The 14797-nt window shown below is 44.6% G+C and carries 20 protein-coding genes; 19 read left to right on the top strand and 1 reads right to left on the bottom strand.

From position 1 onward, the window contains the following. Positions 1-215: 215 nt before the first annotated feature. The 11 genes from BN1002_RS12890 to BN1002_RS12845 all read left to right on the top strand — a co-directional run bounded on the left by BN1002_RS12890 (position 216) and on the right by BN1002_RS12845 (position 8603). Positions 216-1259 (top strand): hypothetical protein, encoded by a 1044-nt coding sequence (locus BN1002_RS12890; protein ID WP_048825453.1) that lies wholly within the window; start codon positions 216-218, stop codon positions 1257-1259. Between the two features lie 13 nt (positions 1260-1272). Continuing rightward, the gene (locus BN1002_RS12885; RefSeq protein WP_048825451.1) at positions 1273-1728 is read left to right on the top strand and encodes a cytochrome c maturation protein CcmE; all 456 of its coding nucleotides are present in this window, start codon (positions 1273-1275) and stop codon (positions 1726-1728) included. A gap of 27 nt (positions 1729-1755) precedes the next feature. Then, positions 1756-3738, top strand: coding sequence for a heme lyase CcmF/NrfE family subunit (locus BN1002_RS12880; RefSeq protein WP_048825448.1), 1983 nt, complete (start codon positions 1756-1758; stop codon positions 3736-3738). A 1-nt stretch (position 3739) separates the two neighbouring features. Then, complete coding sequence (locus tag BN1002_RS12875) at positions 3740-4243, top strand: cytochrome c-type biogenesis protein (RefSeq protein WP_048825446.1); 504 nt, start codon at positions 3740-3742, stop codon at positions 4241-4243. Between the two features lie 12 nt (positions 4244-4255). Further along, positions 4256-4627 (top strand): hypothetical protein, encoded by a 372-nt coding sequence (locus BN1002_RS12870; RefSeq protein ID WP_048825445.1) that lies wholly within the window; start codon positions 4256-4258, stop codon positions 4625-4627. After that, the gene (locus tag BN1002_RS12865) at positions 4624-5616 is read left to right on the top strand and encodes a hypothetical protein (protein ID WP_048825444.1); all 993 of its coding nucleotides are present in this window, start codon (positions 4624-4626) and stop codon (positions 5614-5616) included. The genes BN1002_RS12870 and BN1002_RS12865 overlap by 4 nt, the downstream gene beginning before the upstream one ends. A gap of 22 nt (positions 5617-5638) precedes the next feature. Further along, the gene (ccmA, locus tag BN1002_RS12860; protein WP_048825442.1) at positions 5639-6343 is read left to right on the top strand and encodes a heme ABC exporter ATP-binding protein CcmA; all 705 of its coding nucleotides are present in this window, start codon (positions 5639-5641) and stop codon (positions 6341-6343) included. Further along, complete coding sequence (locus tag BN1002_RS12855) at positions 6340-7020, top strand: heme exporter protein CcmB (RefSeq protein ID WP_048825441.1); 681 nt, start codon at positions 6340-6342, stop codon at positions 7018-7020. The genes ccmA and BN1002_RS12855 overlap by 4 nt, the downstream gene beginning before the upstream one ends. A 3-nt stretch (positions 7021-7023) precedes the next feature. Next, positions 7024-7785, top strand: coding sequence for a cytochrome c biogenesis protein (locus BN1002_RS12850; protein WP_082036231.1), 762 nt, complete (start codon positions 7024-7026; stop codon positions 7783-7785). An 11-nt stretch (positions 7786-7796) separates the two neighbouring features. Further along, positions 7797-7922 (top strand): CcmD family protein, encoded by a 126-nt coding sequence (locus BN1002_RS23330; protein ID WP_082036230.1) that lies wholly within the window; start codon positions 7797-7799, stop codon positions 7920-7922. A gap of 102 nt (positions 7923-8024) precedes the next feature. After that, on the top strand, positions 8025-8603 hold the full coding sequence (locus BN1002_RS12845) for a TlpA family protein disulfide reductase (protein ID WP_231575030.1): 579 nt from the start codon (positions 8025-8027) through the stop codon (positions 8601-8603). Positions 8604-8645: 42 nt separating this feature from the next. On the opposite strand, the gene BN1002_RS12840 is transcribed toward BN1002_RS12845, so the two are convergent. Continuing rightward, positions 8646-9329, bottom strand: coding sequence for an SIMPL domain-containing protein (locus tag BN1002_RS12840; RefSeq protein ID WP_048825439.1), 684 nt, complete (start codon positions 9327-9329; stop codon positions 8646-8648). 169 nt (positions 9330-9498) lie between these two features. On the opposite strand from BN1002_RS12840, the gene spoIIIAA reads away from it, so the two are divergent. Genes spoIIIAA through BN1002_RS12800 form a run of 8 tightly spaced genes read left to right on the top strand, consistent with a single transcriptional unit; the run spans position 9499 to position 14644 of the window. Further along, positions 9499-10422, top strand: coding sequence for a stage III sporulation protein AA (spoIIIAA, locus tag BN1002_RS12835; RefSeq protein WP_048825437.1), 924 nt, complete (start codon positions 9499-9501; stop codon positions 10420-10422). Between the two features lies 1 nt (position 10423). Continuing rightward, complete coding sequence (gene spoIIIAB / locus BN1002_RS12830; protein ID WP_048825435.1) at positions 10424-10939, top strand: stage III sporulation protein SpoIIIAB; 516 nt, start codon at positions 10424-10426, stop codon at positions 10937-10939. Between the two features lie 11 nt (positions 10940-10950). Then, positions 10951-11154 (top strand): stage III sporulation protein AC, encoded by a 204-nt coding sequence (gene spoIIIAC / locus BN1002_RS12825; protein WP_048825433.1) that lies wholly within the window; start codon positions 10951-10953, stop codon positions 11152-11154. Beyond that, the gene (gene spoIIIAD / locus BN1002_RS12820; RefSeq protein ID WP_082036228.1) at positions 11111-11560 is read left to right on the top strand and encodes a stage III sporulation protein AD; all 450 of its coding nucleotides are present in this window, start codon (positions 11111-11113) and stop codon (positions 11558-11560) included. Before spoIIIAC ends, spoIIIAD begins: the two co-directional genes overlap by 44 nt. A 34-nt stretch (positions 11561-11594) precedes the next feature. Further along, a complete protein-coding gene (gene spoIIIAE, locus BN1002_RS12815) occupies positions 11595-12782 on the top strand; it encodes a stage III sporulation protein AE (RefSeq protein WP_048825431.1) in 1188 nt (395 codons plus the stop codon). A gap of 12 nt (positions 12783-12794) precedes the next feature. Then, on the top strand, positions 12795-13409 hold the full coding sequence (gene spoIIIAF, locus BN1002_RS12810) for a stage III sporulation protein AF (protein WP_048825429.1): 615 nt from the start codon (positions 12795-12797) through the stop codon (positions 13407-13409). A gap of 9 nt (positions 13410-13418) precedes the next feature. Beyond that, positions 13419-14078 (top strand): stage III sporulation protein AG, encoded by a 660-nt coding sequence (spoIIIAG, locus tag BN1002_RS12805; RefSeq protein WP_442853418.1) that lies wholly within the window; start codon positions 13419-13421, stop codon positions 14076-14078. A 2-nt stretch (positions 14079-14080) separates the two neighbouring features. Beyond that, positions 14081-14644 carry a SpoIIIAH-like family protein gene (locus tag BN1002_RS12800; RefSeq protein ID WP_048825426.1) on the top strand — a complete coding sequence of 188 codons (564 nt, stop codon included), beginning with the start codon at positions 14081-14083 and terminating at the stop codon, positions 14642-14644. Positions 14645-14797 lie beyond the last annotated feature (153 nt).

Raw genomic sequence — 14797 nt, 5'->3', positions numbered from 1 at the left:
ATGTGTTTTTTCTAAAAAGGAAACTTCAAATTTAATTGTGAACAAATTATGATGTTTTTTTGTCCAAACCGCAACGTTTTCCTGTCTTTAACAAAATGTTCAAGAGTGCCTCAACAAATAGAATGGCCGGTCGATTATATTTATTTCAAAGAGGACTATATTGGAAAATAGTACTTCCTAGTGATTTACTTTCCAGGAAGTCAAGGAGGATTTATATGTTGAAAAAACTGCTGTCGCTATTACTCATAGCTTCGTCCGGACTTATCATTTTCACTTCCGCGGCGGGTGCGGAGGGAAAATTTGTGCCAGAGCAATTTCCATATAAGGAAATGCAGATTCAGGTAATGCCTGAATTTGATTACCCTGAAAATTGGCCTAAAGAAGATCCATCCTTGCTAGTAGGCCTGTATGGAACAATTGAAAATAAAACCGGACAGGATTATGCCGGCAAGATAGAAATTCCAGTTCCGGCAAGCGAGAAAAATTTTCAGGTTTATCTTGTTGCTGAATTCCCATCCGCCGACAAACCTGAAGTACAACGGCCATTCGAAGTAAATAAAGAGCAGGGAACCGTCAGTTTTACTCCGGAGAAACCAATTAAAAATAATGCCTCATACAGCTTCGTTGTGGAGTACTACTCCAACCCTATTGAAGTGAAAGAAAAGAAAAACTTCATCTATGAATATAACGCAGCAGCTGACATTGAAACATTGGACGTTATCATTTACGCACCTTTAAAATCGACGGATATCGTTCTGGATCCTAAACCGGCAAATACCCAGAAAAGCGAATATGGCGAGCAAATTGCGTTTTATCAGCAAAAAACAGCCAAAAAAGGGGATTCCTTCAAATACAATATCTCCTATAAAAAAGAAGGGAATGCCTCAACTCTTTCGATGATGGATACATCCAAAAAGCCGAACGATGAGAACCATAATGGAACAACGGCGACCGATCAAGTAACAGGCGGCACTAACGGCGGAGGCGGCGACAGGCCGATTATAGGAGCTGCCGGAGGAGTCATCATTGGCGCATCAATCATTATTGCGGGAATGTTCATTTTCTTTGGTCTTAGAAATCGGGCAGATATCAAGAAAAATCCAAAGCCGATCAAAAAATCAGCAGCTGCAAAGTCTTCCTCTACGAAGCAGAAGAAAACAGTATCCAATGCTGATGAACTCAAAGAACTGCGAAAAAAGTTGCTAAGCGGCAAGATTGACCAGGAAGCATATGACGAACAAGTGAAAAAATTAATTTAAGGGGGAACGGAAAATGAAAAAGAACACAATAGTTATGCTAGGCGGTTTTATTATAGCAAGTGCAATTGTTTTTCTATTAATGGCGGCAACTCCTGGATCGAGTGGGGTTGAATTAAAGATGAAGGATCTTCTGGCAAACCAGGAGAAATACAAGGAAGATTTTGTCACTGTCGAGGGATTGCTCGTTGAAGAATCAATAAAATGGAATGCGGACAAAATTGAGCTGAAGTTCGACGTAAAAGACAATGAAGGAAATATTATGCACGTTACCCATAACGGGGTTAGGCCGGATAACTTTTCTGATGGAGTCATCACCATCCTTCAAGGTTCACCTACAGGGAAAAATAACTTTACTGCAGAAACCGTCAAAACACGCTGCCCATCCAAATACGAGGGCGAGGACATGAAGAATTACGACCCGGAGGCGCATAAAGAAAAGCTCGATAAAAAGCCTTCCAACGAAGAATAAAGGCCAAACACTAAAGAAGGTGACGAAATGTATTTATTCTCGAACGCAACAATCTATGTAGGCCTCGCCTTGGCTGTTTATGCTTTGCTGGCAACGACTTACGGGATTGTTACTAAAAATCAGAAACTAATAAACAGCGGTAAAGGGGCATCGGTCGGCCTATTTATAAGTGCATCTCTGGCTATGATTTCCTTGATGTATCTGCTCGGCACTTCCCAATTCCAGTATGAATATGTCAATGACTATACAAGTAGCGAACTGCCAGTTATTTATAAGCTTACTGCCCTTTGGGCCGGGAATGCGGGCTCGTTGCTCCTTTGGACTTTCTTTCTGACACTCTATATTGTAATGGTGGTTTTCTCCAGGAAAATGAAAGGGAATCCTATGATTCCATACATTTTGTCCATTCTGATGGCAAACGCAGTCTTTTTCTTCCTGATCTTGGGGTTTGTAGCAAAGCCGTTCGCCTTGCTCCCCAATGTGCCACTCGAGGGAAAAGGGCTTAACCCGATGCTGCAGAATCCGGGAATGATTATCCACCCGGTCACATTGTACCTTGGTTATGTCGGCCTTGCCGTACCATTTGCATTCGCGATGGCGGCATTGATTATGAAGAATATGGATGACTTCTGGATTAAGATGACCAGGAGATGGACGATTATCGCCTGGCTGTTTTTGAGCCTCGGTAATATTTTCGGCGGCCAGTGGGCTTATGTTGAGCTAGGATGGGGCGGTTACTGGGCATGGGATCCGGTCGAAAACGCGTCGTTCATGCCATGGCTGACCGCAACGGCCTTCCTTCACTCGGTCATGATCCAGGAACGGAAGAATATGCTCAAAGTCTGGAATATTAGCTTAATCATTATCTCGTACGCTCTGACTCTCTTTGGAACATTCCTTGTAAGAAGCGGAGTTTTGACATCGGTACACGCTTTTTCTAATTCGAACCTGGGGCTATACTTCCTGATTTTCATGGGAGTGGCTGTCATTGGCGCGATGTATGTCCTGATGAGCCGTTATAACCTTATTAAAAGAAGCGCGGGGGAATTCAATTCCTTTGTTTCGAAAGAAAGCAGCTTCCTGATTAATAACCTTCTGCTTGTCGGATCGGCGTTCGCTGTTTTCTGGGGCACTATCTTCCCACTTGTATCCGAAGCGGTGCGAGGCACAAAAGTTACAGTCGGCATTCCATTTTTCAACGCGGTCCAGGCGCCCATCCTCTTATCTATGATGTTCGTCATGGCTGTTTGTCCGCTTTTGGCATGGCAGAAATCGACTGTGAAAAATTTGAAGAAAAACTTCCTGATCCCAGCAATTCTTGCAGTAGTGGCCATGGCACTGATGGTCATCCTCGGAATCCAGAAAGCTTGGGCTGTTATTGGAAATGGCGTCATCGTCCTTCTTCTAATCACCCATTACCTCGAGTTTTACAGAGGGGTCAAGGCCAGAAGGAAAATGACCCGGGAAAATGCTTTTGTCGCGCTGTATAGATTAATGACCAAAAATCGCCGGCGTTATGGCGGGTATATCGTCCACCTTGGAATCGCATTTATCGCTTTGGGAATCATCGGCTCGCAAAACTATGACCATGAAACCATGAAGACTGTCGAAATAGGCAATTCCATCGAAATCGATGATTATCGCATTAACTACGACAAGCTTGATCAAAGATCAGAAGGAATAAATGATATCGTCTATGCGGACTTAACCGTTTTTAAAAATGGAAAAAGACTAGGTAATTATGAGGTTGAAAAAGTATTTTACGGAAACTGGGATCAGCCTTCTTCTGAGGTAGCCCTCATCTCGAATGCGAAGGAAGATTTGTATATTGTCCTCAGCGCATGGGAGGATGACGGCCGTGCAACCTTTATTGTCAAAGTCATCCCAATGATGACTTGGATGTGGTTTGGTTCATTCCTGATTGTGGCGGGTTCAATATTCGCCGTCTGGAATGGCAGATTCCAAAATGTTACCCCAAGATATACAGGCGCATCCAGGGAGGTTGTGTAGCATGTGGAAAAAAATTTATGCTGGGCTGCTGATCTTCCTGGTTGTCTTCCAGGGTTCTCTGGCACAGGTACATGCGAAACAATTCGATTACAAGTCTAAGGAGTTCAAAGCGGTCGCTTCACAGTTTGCCTGCACTTGCGGGTGCGGGCAGGATCATTATGAGTGTGATCCTAATACTTGTAACCTGACAGTTGAATTTAAAAAAGACCTCGTAGATATGATGAATAAAGGCATGGATAAGGACGAAATCCGGAAATACTACATCGGTATTTACGGGGAGGAAATACTGACAGCTCCTGAAAAAGAAGGCTTTAGCCTGACAGCCTGGATCCTTCCTTTTGTCGCGTTGGGCGGAGCGGGAACAGCACTTTTCTTTGTCATCAGGAAATGGGTGAAAAAGAAGGGGAGCGCTGCTGTGCCAGTCGATGAATTAACCGGGCAGGATGAGGTTGAGAATGAAATCCTTTCTTCAATCATTGATGAGGAACGAAAAAAGTATCTTTAGGATGTGAACATAATGGAAGGCATTTCAATTATCTCAATGCTCCTGACCGCTGTGTTTGTCCTTGGCTGCCTTTATCTGGTATTGATGCCGCTGTTCAAGGAAGATTCTTTCCTGGACCATACAAAGAAAAGCCATACGAATGCAGGGACAAAAGAGGCATTGCTGACTACCTTGAACGAAATTGAATTTGAATACAAAATGGATAAAATGTCTGAAAGCGATTATCGCCAATTGAAGAAGCAATACGAATCACAGGTTGCCAAAATCATGCGTGATGAAGAAAAGGCCGAAAGCAGCAAAATCGATGATGAGCTAATGGCCGAGGTAGAACGTGAAATTGAAGCCTCAATGAAACAAAAGAGGAAAAGGGAGGAAGAAAAGTGATTAAAAAAATCACCGTTTTCCTCCTGGCCCTAGCGCTTCTGGCCCCGTCTGGCGGGGTCAAGGCAGCGGAGGCAAATATAACGATTGATATGCATTATCTAGTTGTCAGTCCGGCGGAAGACGGTTCCACAAACATGATGAATATGGTCAATTACACGAACTTGGGATCCTCGGATTATAAGGGGGAAGGGAAAGGCGAGGCAGTACTGACAGTTACTCTGCCAGAGGGAAGCACTGGACTTAATTTCCTGGATGGCAAAATAGCATCCAAGCAAACTGACAAGGGATTCATAACTACCGACCCCCTGCCAGCCAACCAGACAATCGTCCTTCCATACAGCTATAGGATGCCGGCTGGAAAAGATATCAACCTGGCATTTGATTACCCGGTCCAAATGATGCAGGTCCTTGTTCCTGAAGGTATGGGAAGCATAGAGTTCAAGGGGGCGAATGCCACCAACCAGGGGCTTTTCAACTTTGAGGACCAAAAGTATGTTGGATACAGTCTTGAAGGAATTCCCGCTAATGAACCGATAACAATGATTTACAACAAGGATGTTCAGCCAGATGCAGGCCAACTGCAGCAGGCGGGTGCCAAGTCAAGTGGAAACGAAAGCGGGATTACCCGCCAATCGCCATCGTTCCATAACCCGGGCCATTTGAGAATGTGGTACCAATCACCGCTGAAAAGCTTTGACCCGCACATTTTAATGATTGTGCTAGGCGCGATCCTGATTGCCGCTATTTCTTATTTTTCCTATTTCAGGATAAAAAACAGAGCGGAAGCTGAAAAGCTTGAAAATAATTCAGATGAAAAAGCATTTAAACTGCTAATGGCGAAACAAAACACAATTATGGATAAAATTCTTGAACTGGAAGAGACGTACGGAAACGGCTTGCTATCCGAAGAAGAATACAACGCAAAAATTGAAGCTTATAAGCAGCACCTAGTAAAAGTGAAGCTGGGACTTAAGAGGTTCGTAGAGTAACAGCCGGGTGGGAGGGTCCTAAGTGATTGAAATTAAAAAGCTGACAAAACAGGCAGACGACAAAATGATCCTAAGGGGAATCGACCTCTCCATTGAAAAAGGGGAAACAGTCGGGATTCTCGGTCCGAATGGCGCAGGGAAAAGCACACTTTTAAAAGTGATTGCAACCTTGATAAAGCCTTCATCCGGCCAGGTTAGCATCGGCGGATATGATTTAAAAAAGAATCAGGCGGAGATCAAGAAACTGTTTGGTTATCTTCCTCACTCCAGTTTGCTCTATGACCACTATTCCCCCCTTGAAAACCTTGTTTTCTTCGGAAATCTTTACGGAGTGGAAAATGCGAGGGAAAGGGCTTTAGAACTCGTTAAGGAAGTCGGATTGTCCTTTTTCCTGAATGAACCGGTAAAGAACTTTTCCCGGGGGATGATCCAACGGATTGCGATCGCGAGGGCAATTATTCATGAGCCCGAATTGCTTCTGCTTGATGAGCCCCATACAGGGCTTGACCAGAGTGCAATCACAATCCTGAATAACGTCATTTTGGGAATGAAGGCAAAGGGAGTTACTACCTTAATGGTTACCCATGATTTTAATCAGGCTGCTGAAATCTGCGACAGAATCGTCATTATCAAAAACGGGAAAATCGCCGACGATTTTGTACTGATGGATAAAAAAGTCAGCACGCTTAATGAAAAATATCTTTACCAGGTGGAGGGAGTGTCATGAATATAATCAAACCTGCCCTCTTGCTGGCATCGAAAGATTTAAAGTCCGAATTAAAAACAAAACAGGTCCTGGCGACAATGTTGATTTTCGCTGGACTGGTCATTTTAATTTTCAGCATTGCATTTGACCCGCAAAACAATTTGACCAAAGCTGTGGTTCCCGGAGTCATATGGGTAATCATCGTCTTTTCCGGGATATTGGGCTTGAATCGCTCATTCATCTCGGAACAAAGAAATGACTCCATACAAGGGCTTCTGATTGCCCCTATGGAAGCATCCAGCATTTACCTTGGCAAAATGATGGCCAATTTTGCGATGATCCTGATTGTCGAAATTGTCGCTCTGCCGTTTTTATTCCTGCTATTCGATTTTAAATATATGGGAAGCTTTCCGTATTTCGTTTTGGTTCTTTTCATAGGAAGCTTTGGATTTATAGCAACGGGGACTTTCCTGGCGGCTCTGGCTGCAAACTCAAGGAGCAGTGAAATGCTTTTGCCGCTGCTATTGTTCCCGATTACGAGCCCTATTCTAATTGGAGCCGTCCAGTCTACTAAAATCATTCTGACGAATATTGAAAAGTTACCAACTGCCCTTGCATGGATGCAGCTGATCGGAGCCTATGATGTGATCTTCTTTGTCCTTTGCTTTTTGTTAATAGACTATGTGTTGGAGGTATAGGAGATGAGTGTGAATCTCGAAAAACAACATGCGCCACTCAGCCCGGCCAGCCCGAAAACGATTGGGAAGCCAGTATGGAACAAACTTCTCTTCGGGGCTTCGGTTGCGTCGGTAATGGCTGCCATTTATTTAATATTTATGTATGCCAAGCTTGAAGTAACAATGGGAGCCGTCCAGAAAATCTTTTATATCCATGTTGCTTCTGCCTGGACCGGTTTCCTCTCTTTTTTCGTAACTTTTGTTTTCAGTGTACTGTTCTTAATTAAAAGGAAGCGAATTTTTGATACGTATGCATTTGTCTCGGCTGAAATTGGTGTTGTCTTCACAACGATCGTACTAACAACTGGGCCGATTTGGGCAAAGTCATCCTGGAATACATGGTGGGCATGGGAGCCACGCCTGACTACGACGTTAATCCTTTGGTTTGTGTATGTCGCCTACATTATGATTCACAAAATGGACGGAGTTTGGGAGAAAAAAGCAAGGCTCGCCGCGGTATTTGGCATCATTGGCTTCGCAGATGTGCCAATTGTCTGGTTCGCGATCCGCTGGTGGAATTCAAAATTTCATCCAATTGTCTTCGGTGAAGGCCCTTCCCAAAAAGGAGGCGGTATTGATAGTACGATGCTTGTTGCCCTGCTAGCTACCATCGCGGCACTGACTTTCTTCTACGCATACCTGCTGAACAAGGGTGTCACCTTGGAAAACATGAAAATAAAAGTCGCCAAGTATAAAGAGAAATTAAGGGAATCTATTGAAAATTAGGAGGAATTAACATGACATACATGTATGCAGCTTATTCAGTAGCCTGGATCATTATCTTTGGATATCTGGTGATTTTGGGAAAACGCCAAAGCAGCCTGAAAAAAGAAATAGAATTTTTAAAGCTTCATGATAAATAGGATTTCAGGCGGGGCCGCATTCCCGCGGCCCTTGCGGAGTTTGGGGTAATGGCGCAAGAGCGGGCCTGAGCCGCCAACAATTAGTAACAGGAGGAAAAAGCCATGAAGCAGGAAGATATGTTGGAAACGATAGAAGAATCCCAAGAAATAGAACAACCTGCCGCCTCATCCATGAGTAAAAAGATCATTAAGCTCACAGTCCTATTATTGGTGGTTGGAATGTTCGGGTATTTTTCTTTCAGCATGGCTAACAAGCCGGAGGTTCCAAGACAAGGCGATCAAGCTCCTGATTTTGAATTGGAAAATCTTGACGGGGACATGGTCAAATTCTCTGATTATAAAGGGCAGGTTGTCATATTAAACTATTTTACCGCTTGGTGTGGCCCATGTATCGAAGAGGCACCTGATCTTGAAGCTTTCTCGAAAGAATATGGAGACCAATATAAACTTCTTATCATTGATCGAGGAGACCCCAAAGACCGTGTAAAAAGGTTTATTGAGAAGTACGATGCGGGATCTTCAACTTATTTATTCGACTTTAAGATGAATGTATCCAAAAGATATGGTGTGCTTGGGCAGCCAGAAACATTCGTCATTGACAAGCAGGGGGTCATCCGCGAGTATATCCAGGGACCAGTGACAAAAATGGAACTATATAACCTTGTCAGTAAATATAATTAAAAAGGATTAAGCTCCCCGGGGCTTAATCCTTTTGTTTTTAACTTAATCCTGATCGTTGGCCACTGATCCGTCCGCTGCTTCAAATCGGTACTTTACGGTAATGTCGGCTTCAATGAGCAGCTGGCCGGGCTGAATAGGCGTTGTGGTTGAGATTCCTTTTACCATTGGAGTGTGGTATTCGGAATAGGGAATGGGCTGTTGGAATCCTTCTGTGACTGTTAATGGCACGGGATTTAGGTTCGCACCTATTGCTTGGCTGATCGTTACGGCTTTTTGGGCGGCGTTTTTTACGGCCAGTTCAAGAGCTTCATTGTACAAGTCGTCCTTTCGGCTGTTCGTGAATTGGATATCGGAAACATAGTTTGCTCCATTTTGGACGGCGTTGTCGACAAGCGCGCCAACCTTCCCAAGGTCTGATGTTTTAACTTGAAATAAATGAGTTATTTTATAGCCGCGAAACAGCTGGGCGCCTTCCTTATAGTCATAGACGGATTCAATCCGATAGTCTGATGTCCGAATATTCTCTGGGGGTATCCCGGATCCCAGCAATGCCTTGACAAGGTTTGCCGCATCACGGGCATTTTGCTGCTGGGCTTCCACCAAATCCTTTTGTTCGGTCGTCACCCCAACAGTGACCTTGGCGGTATCCGGTTCCGCTGAAACGGTTCCTTCTCCTTTTACGATGATGATATTTGCTTCCTGCGCGCCATCCCTCCCGATTGCCATCACATTCATCCTTTCCTTAAATTAGTTGCTGTTGATAAATTGTACTTTTCCCTGAAATAAAAAATACCCGGTTCACAGCCATTCTAACCGATTGGCGGGAAACAGTCATATTAGGCCTGTACAGGCATACATTTTAACAATGGTGCAAGCATTGAATAGGGGGCTGCCAATGGAAAATATCTTCTCCTTTTTGCCTAAAACAATATCAAAAGCCCTGGAAGGCATTCCTTCCGAATCAAGAGATTATGTAGAGGAAATAAGGATTCGAATAAATAGGCCGATTGAAGTGACAGCTCGTGGGGCCCCGATTTTCCTATCTTACTTTTCCAAACCTGATGATGCTGTCCTTTTGCTGCAAAAAATAAGCCAACACTCCATTTATGCAATGGATGAGGAATTGATGAGGGGTTATATTACTATCGCTGGCGGACACAGGGTCGGTCTCGCTGGCAAGGTCATTCTGGAAGCGGGACAGGTCAAGGCGATCAGGGACGTTTCATCCTTCAATATCCGGGTTGCGAGGGAAAAAATCGGGAGCGCCCTCTCCCTGGTTCCTTTTCTCCATCAAAAAAACTGGCTTCATACCCTTATTATCGGTCCGCCGCAGACTGGCAAGACAACACTCTTAAGAGACATTGCAAGAATTGTTTCAAGCGGGGATAGCGATAGCCGTATAGGAGCAAAAAAAGCCGGAATTGTGGACGAACGGTCCGAAATTGCCGGTTGCGTCAATGGTGTGCCGCAATTGACCTTCGGACCAAGGATGGATGTGCTTGATGCTTGCCCGAAAGCGGAAGGGATTATGATGCTTATACGATCCATGAGCCCCGACGTCATCATTGCGGATGAAATTGGCAGAAAAGAGGATTCGGCCGCCATTATGGAAGCCGTCCATGCAGGAATAAAAATTATCACCACCGTTCACGGAGGCTCCTTTGAGGAAGTAAGGAACAGGCCGACGTTGCAGGAAATCATCAATAGCCGTATATTTGAACGCTATATTGTATTGGGCCGGTCGAAAGGGCCGGGAACAATCAACGGAATTCTGGATCGGGACGGAATGCCGGTTAGCCGAAAAGTGAAGGTGAACTAAAATGATGAAATTGGCAGGCGCTCTTTTTATCCTAGCGGCGACAACTTGGACGGGCTTTGAACTTTCCAGGAATTTGTCTGAACGCCCTAAACAGCTTCGCCAGCTGAAAGCTGCCCTTCAATCACTTGAGGCGGAAATCATGTTTGGGCATACCCCTTTGCATGAAGCGTCCAGGAGGCTTGCCGCGCAGCTTCCTGGCCCATTGTGCGGATTATTCGAAAAGTTTGGAGAGAGGCTGGCGATGACGGAAACAACCGTGAAGGATGCCTGGGATGAAAGCCTCGAAGAAATATGGAAGCTGACTGCGCTGAAAAAGGAGGAACTGGAGATTATGCGCCAGTTCGGGGAGACTCTCGGCAGGCATGACCGTTTATCTCAGCAAAAACAAATCCAGCTCACATTAAGCCATCTTGAAAGAGAAGAGGCCGAAGCGCGAGAGAGGCAGTCGAAATATGAAAAAATGTTCAAAAGCCTTGGCTTCCTTTCAGGCCTGCTGGTCATCATCGTACTGATATAGGGGGGATTAGGATGGGTCTGGAAGTGGATGTCATTTTCAAAATCGCAGGTGTCGGCATTGTCGTTGCATTTTTGCATACGGTGCTTGACCAGGTCGGCAAAAAAGAATACGCCCAATGGGTTACCTTATTCGGATTTATTTATATTCTGTTTCAGGTTGCCGCGATTGTGGATGGCCTTTTTCAAAAAATCAAATCAGTCTTCTTGTTCCAGTAGAGGGGAGGGCATTCCGATTGAGATATTAAAAATTGTTGGAATCTCGCTGACCGCCACCTTCCTCGCAATGATCATAAAGGAACAAAAACCTAATTTCGCTTTTCTGCTCGTTTTATTCACTGGCTGCGTCATCTTTCTATTCCTGTTGGATAAAATTTATGAAATCATCTCGATGATTGAACGGATTGCCTCAAACGCAAAAGTAAACCTAGTTTACGTCGAGACGATCCTGAAAATTATCGGGATTGCCTATATTGCTGAATTTGCCTCCCAGGTGACAAAGGATGCCGGCCAGGGAGCGATCGCCTCCAAGATAGAACTCGGAGCGAAAATCCTCATCCTGACGATGGCCATCCCGATTCTTACCGTGCTAATAGAAACAATCATAAAGCTTATTCCAAGTTAGCCTAAATGCACCCCCTTTAGCCGAGGTGAAAAATATGAACCAATTTACACGCCCATTCTTTATTGCCGTTTTCCTGTTCTTTTTTGCCTTTCTGCCGGGTGCCATGGCTTCTCCGGAAACTACGCCCCAGCCTGCAAAAGAAATTGTCGAAGCCCAGCTGAAAACGATGGACCTTTCCGAATTGATGGGTTTTTGGGAAGACATAAAGACCGAATACGGCGGATTTTTGCCTGAAAGCCAGAAGGGCAGTCTTTATGATTTCCTGAAAGGGGACAAACAGTTCTCGCTGAAGGAATGGGGGAAAGGGTTGCTGGCCTTCGCATTCCATGAATTTATTACGAATGGAAAGCTACTCGGTTCCCTGATTCTCCTAACGGTTTTCAGCATGTTTCTCCAGTCACTGCAAAACGCATTTGAAAAAAGCACAATTAGCAAAGTTGCCTATTCCATAGTGTTTATGGTGCTTGTCATCCTGGCGCTGAATAGTTTCCATATCGTCATCCAATTTACCAATGAAACGATCCAGACGATGATGGCCTTTATCCTGGCACTCGTTCCCCTGCTGCTTGGTTTGATTGCAGCGTCAGGTGGAGTCGTTTCGGCCGCCTTTTTTCACCCGGTTGTCCTCTTTTTAATGAATACGAGCGGGTTGCTGATTGAACATGTCGTCCTTCCACTTTTATTTCTGTCAACATTGCTCAGCATCGTCAGTACCATGTCCGAACATTATAAGGTGAGCCAGCTGGCAGGCATGCTCCGCAATTGGAGCATTGGGCTTCTGGGAATATTTCTGACAGTCTTCCTTGGGGTGCTGTCGGTACAGGGGGCTTCGTCAGCGGTTTCAGACGGAGTCGCAATCCGGACCGCGAAATTTATAACAGGAAACTTTGTACCTGTCATCGGGCGGGCGTTTACAGATGCGGCGGATACGGTCATCAGCGCCTCGGTTTTGCTTAAAAACACCGTTGGCATCGCCGGGGTAGCGATTCTCTTGGTGATTGCAGCATTTCCTGCGATAAAAATCCTGATGATCGCCTTTATTTACAAATTTGCCGCTGCCATTCTCCAGCCGCTTGGAGGGGGGCCGATAATCGCCTGTCTGGATACCATCGGCAAAAGCATTATTTATGTTTTTGCCTCCCTGGGGATTGTTTCGCTGATGTTTTTTCTTTGCATTACGGTCATCGTTGCGGCAGGCAATATCACGATGATGATGAGGTAGGAGGAAAGGGCAATGGAATTTTTAATAGAGTGGGTAACTAATATAATTTTGTTCATTCTACTCGCAACAGTCATTGATATGCTCCTGCCTAATTCCGCTATGCAAAAATACACAAAAATCGTTACCGGACTTTTGTTGATCGCCATCATCCTCGGCCCCATCCTAAAACTCATATCAAGTGATTTCAACGAAGCGATGGCCTCAATCCCTGCGCTTGAGCGTAAAGAAAATGCTGAAAATAGCAAAAGTTTAATAGAAATAAAGAAAAAAGAAATACAAGCCTCACAACAAGCATATATTTTAGAACAAATGGCTGTCCAATTAAAAGAGGATGCGGAAGAGGAGTTGATGGATAGGATCGGGCTTCAAATCGATCACATATCAATAGATGCGGAATTGGCGGAAGGGCAGAATCTCCCTGACCAGATTAAAAAAGTGGCTGTCCTTTTAAAAAGGCCTGATAAAAACAGCGGTAAAATCCAACTTGTCGAAACAGTGAATATCGATGCTTCCGCGCCGGGACGGACTAAGACCCGTTCGGAAATGGAAGAAACGGCAGCAGATTTTTTAGCAGAAAAGTGGAGTGTAGACGCGGGGGCGATAGAGGTTGCCATTGAAGGGAGATGAATGAAAGTTGTGAAAGGAAAAATTGGCGTGTTGGAATGGTTGAGAAGCACATTCTCCGGAGGAGAGCCCGAGAAAAAAAAGCACAGATACCAGTATATGGCGCTGGTCCTATGTATCGGCGCGGTTTTTATGCTTGTCGGGAATATCTTTTTGCCAGAAAAAAAGGGGGAGGTGGTACCCACAGCTGCACAGCTTGAGGGAGGTGGGGAAGAGGTTCCTGTATTCGGGCAAAAAAAATCTGCGAAGAAAGCAACTGTGGAAAATTACGAGCGAACATATGAGAATCAATTGAAGGAAGCCCTTGAAGACATGCTGGGGGTAGATGACGTTACAGTAGTAGTTAACGTCGAATCTACAGAGTCAAAGGTATTGGAGAAAAACAGAGTGACAAAAAGGCAGACAACAGTGGAAAAGGATCCCGAAGGGGGAACAAGAAACGTAGAAGATGCCTCCGTTGATGAACAGCTCGTCATTATCCGTAGTGGTGAAAAAGAAGAGCCGATTGTCATTGAAACAAAAAAACCCGAAATTCGCGGAGTCCTAGTCGTTGCCCGCGGAGCGGATAATATAGAAGTGAAAAAGTGGATTATCGAAGCAGTTACCCGGTCACTAGGGGTACCGAGCCACCGGGTTGCTGTAATGGCTAAAAAAACGAAGGGGGATTCCTAAGAATGCTGTTAAAAAAACAAACTGTCTGGCTGTTGACGATGCTGAGCCTTGTTATTGTCTTGTCTGTCTATTACATTACGTCCGAACCTCAATCCCAAAAGAATGACTTTGCCTCTACTTCAGAAAAAGCGAAAGATAAGGCGGATGCCAAGGAAAGTGGCACAGTCACTTCTAAAGATGGAAAAACGGTTGTCACAGAAACGTCCAGCAAGGAAGGATTCGAGTCTCTGCGCCTCAAAATCACTGATGCGCGCAATCAACAGATAGAAGACTATGAAATCCAGGCAGCCTCCACCGATCTTTCCGAAGCAAAACGGAGTGAAGCGTTTGATAAAATTGCTGAGTTGACTGAAATTGGTAAAAAAGAAGAGGTGCTGGAAGCATTGCTAAAGCAGACGATGGGCTACGAGGACGCACTTGTCAGGGCCGATGGGGATCAAGTAAGGGTTACAGTGAAATCAAAGGAGAAACATTCCCCTAAAGCAGCAAATGAAATTATCCAGCTTGTCAGAAGCGAAATCGGATCAATGAAAATAACAGCTGTTGAATTTCAGCCAGCGAAATAACCTTTCTGCCGGACCAATCAATGGGTCCGGTTTTATTTTTTGCAAAAATAACTGTAAAATAAGGGAGATACAGCTGTCTTGATTCATTATTGAATTTGTACAAGGTGTTATCGTATAGTATTATTATCTAGTCATAAATCTGAAGGAGTGCTG

The sequence above is a fragment of the Bacillus sp. B-jedd genome, from assembly GCF_000821085.1.
Classification (GTDB): domain Bacteria; phylum Bacillota; class Bacilli; order Bacillales; family Cytobacillaceae; genus Bacillus_D.
This window is presented reverse-complemented; position numbering and strand designations above follow the sequence as displayed.

Coding starts and splice junctions, on each gene's coding strand:
- spoIIIAB (WP_048825435.1), top strand. CDS start 10,424: ATGATGAAATTGGCAGGCGCTCTTTTTATCCTAGCGGCGACAACTTGG.
- spoIIIAE (WP_048825431.1), top strand. CDS start 11,595: ATGAACCAATTTACACGCCCATTCTTTATTGCCGTTTTCCTGTTCTTT.
- BN1002_RS12855 (WP_048825441.1), top strand. CDS start 6,340: ATGAATATAATCAAACCTGCCCTCTTGCTGGCATCGAAAGATTTAAAG.
- spoIIIAC (WP_048825433.1), top strand. CDS start 10,951: ATGGGTCTGGAAGTGGATGTCATTTTCAAAATCGCAGGTGTCGGCATT.
- spoIIIAD (WP_082036228.1), top strand. CDS start 11,111: ATGGCCTTTTTCAAAAAATCAAATCAGTCTTCTTGTTCCAGTAGAGGG.
- BN1002_RS12885 (WP_048825451.1), top strand. CDS start 1,273: ATGAAAAAGAACACAATAGTTATGCTAGGCGGTTTTATTATAGCAAGT.
- BN1002_RS12800 (WP_048825426.1), top strand. CDS start 14,081: ATGCTGTTAAAAAAACAAACTGTCTGGCTGTTGACGATGCTGAGCCTT.
- BN1002_RS12880 (WP_048825448.1), top strand. CDS start 1,756: ATGTATTTATTCTCGAACGCAACAATCTATGTAGGCCTCGCCTTGGCT.
- BN1002_RS12845 (WP_231575030.1), top strand. CDS start 8,025: ATGAAGCAGGAAGATATGTTGGAAACGATAGAAGAATCCCAAGAAATA.
- BN1002_RS12840 (WP_048825439.1), bottom strand. CDS start 9,329: ATGGCAATCGGGAGGGATGGCGCGCAGGAAGCAAATATCATCATCGTA.
- BN1002_RS23330 (WP_082036230.1), top strand. CDS start 7,797: ATGACATACATGTATGCAGCTTATTCAGTAGCCTGGATCATTATCTTT.
- BN1002_RS12850 (WP_082036231.1), top strand. CDS start 7,024: ATGAGTGTGAATCTCGAAAAACAACATGCGCCACTCAGCCCGGCCAGC.
- BN1002_RS12870 (WP_048825445.1), top strand. CDS start 4,256: ATGGAAGGCATTTCAATTATCTCAATGCTCCTGACCGCTGTGTTTGTC.
- spoIIIAF (WP_048825429.1), top strand. CDS start 12,795: ATGGAATTTTTAATAGAGTGGGTAACTAATATAATTTTGTTCATTCTA.
- BN1002_RS12875 (WP_048825446.1), top strand. CDS start 3,740: ATGTGGAAAAAAATTTATGCTGGGCTGCTGATCTTCCTGGTTGTCTTC.
- BN1002_RS12890 (WP_048825453.1), top strand. CDS start 216: ATGTTGAAAAAACTGCTGTCGCTATTACTCATAGCTTCGTCCGGACTT.
- spoIIIAA (WP_048825437.1), top strand. CDS start 9,499: ATGGAAAATATCTTCTCCTTTTTGCCTAAAACAATATCAAAAGCCCTG.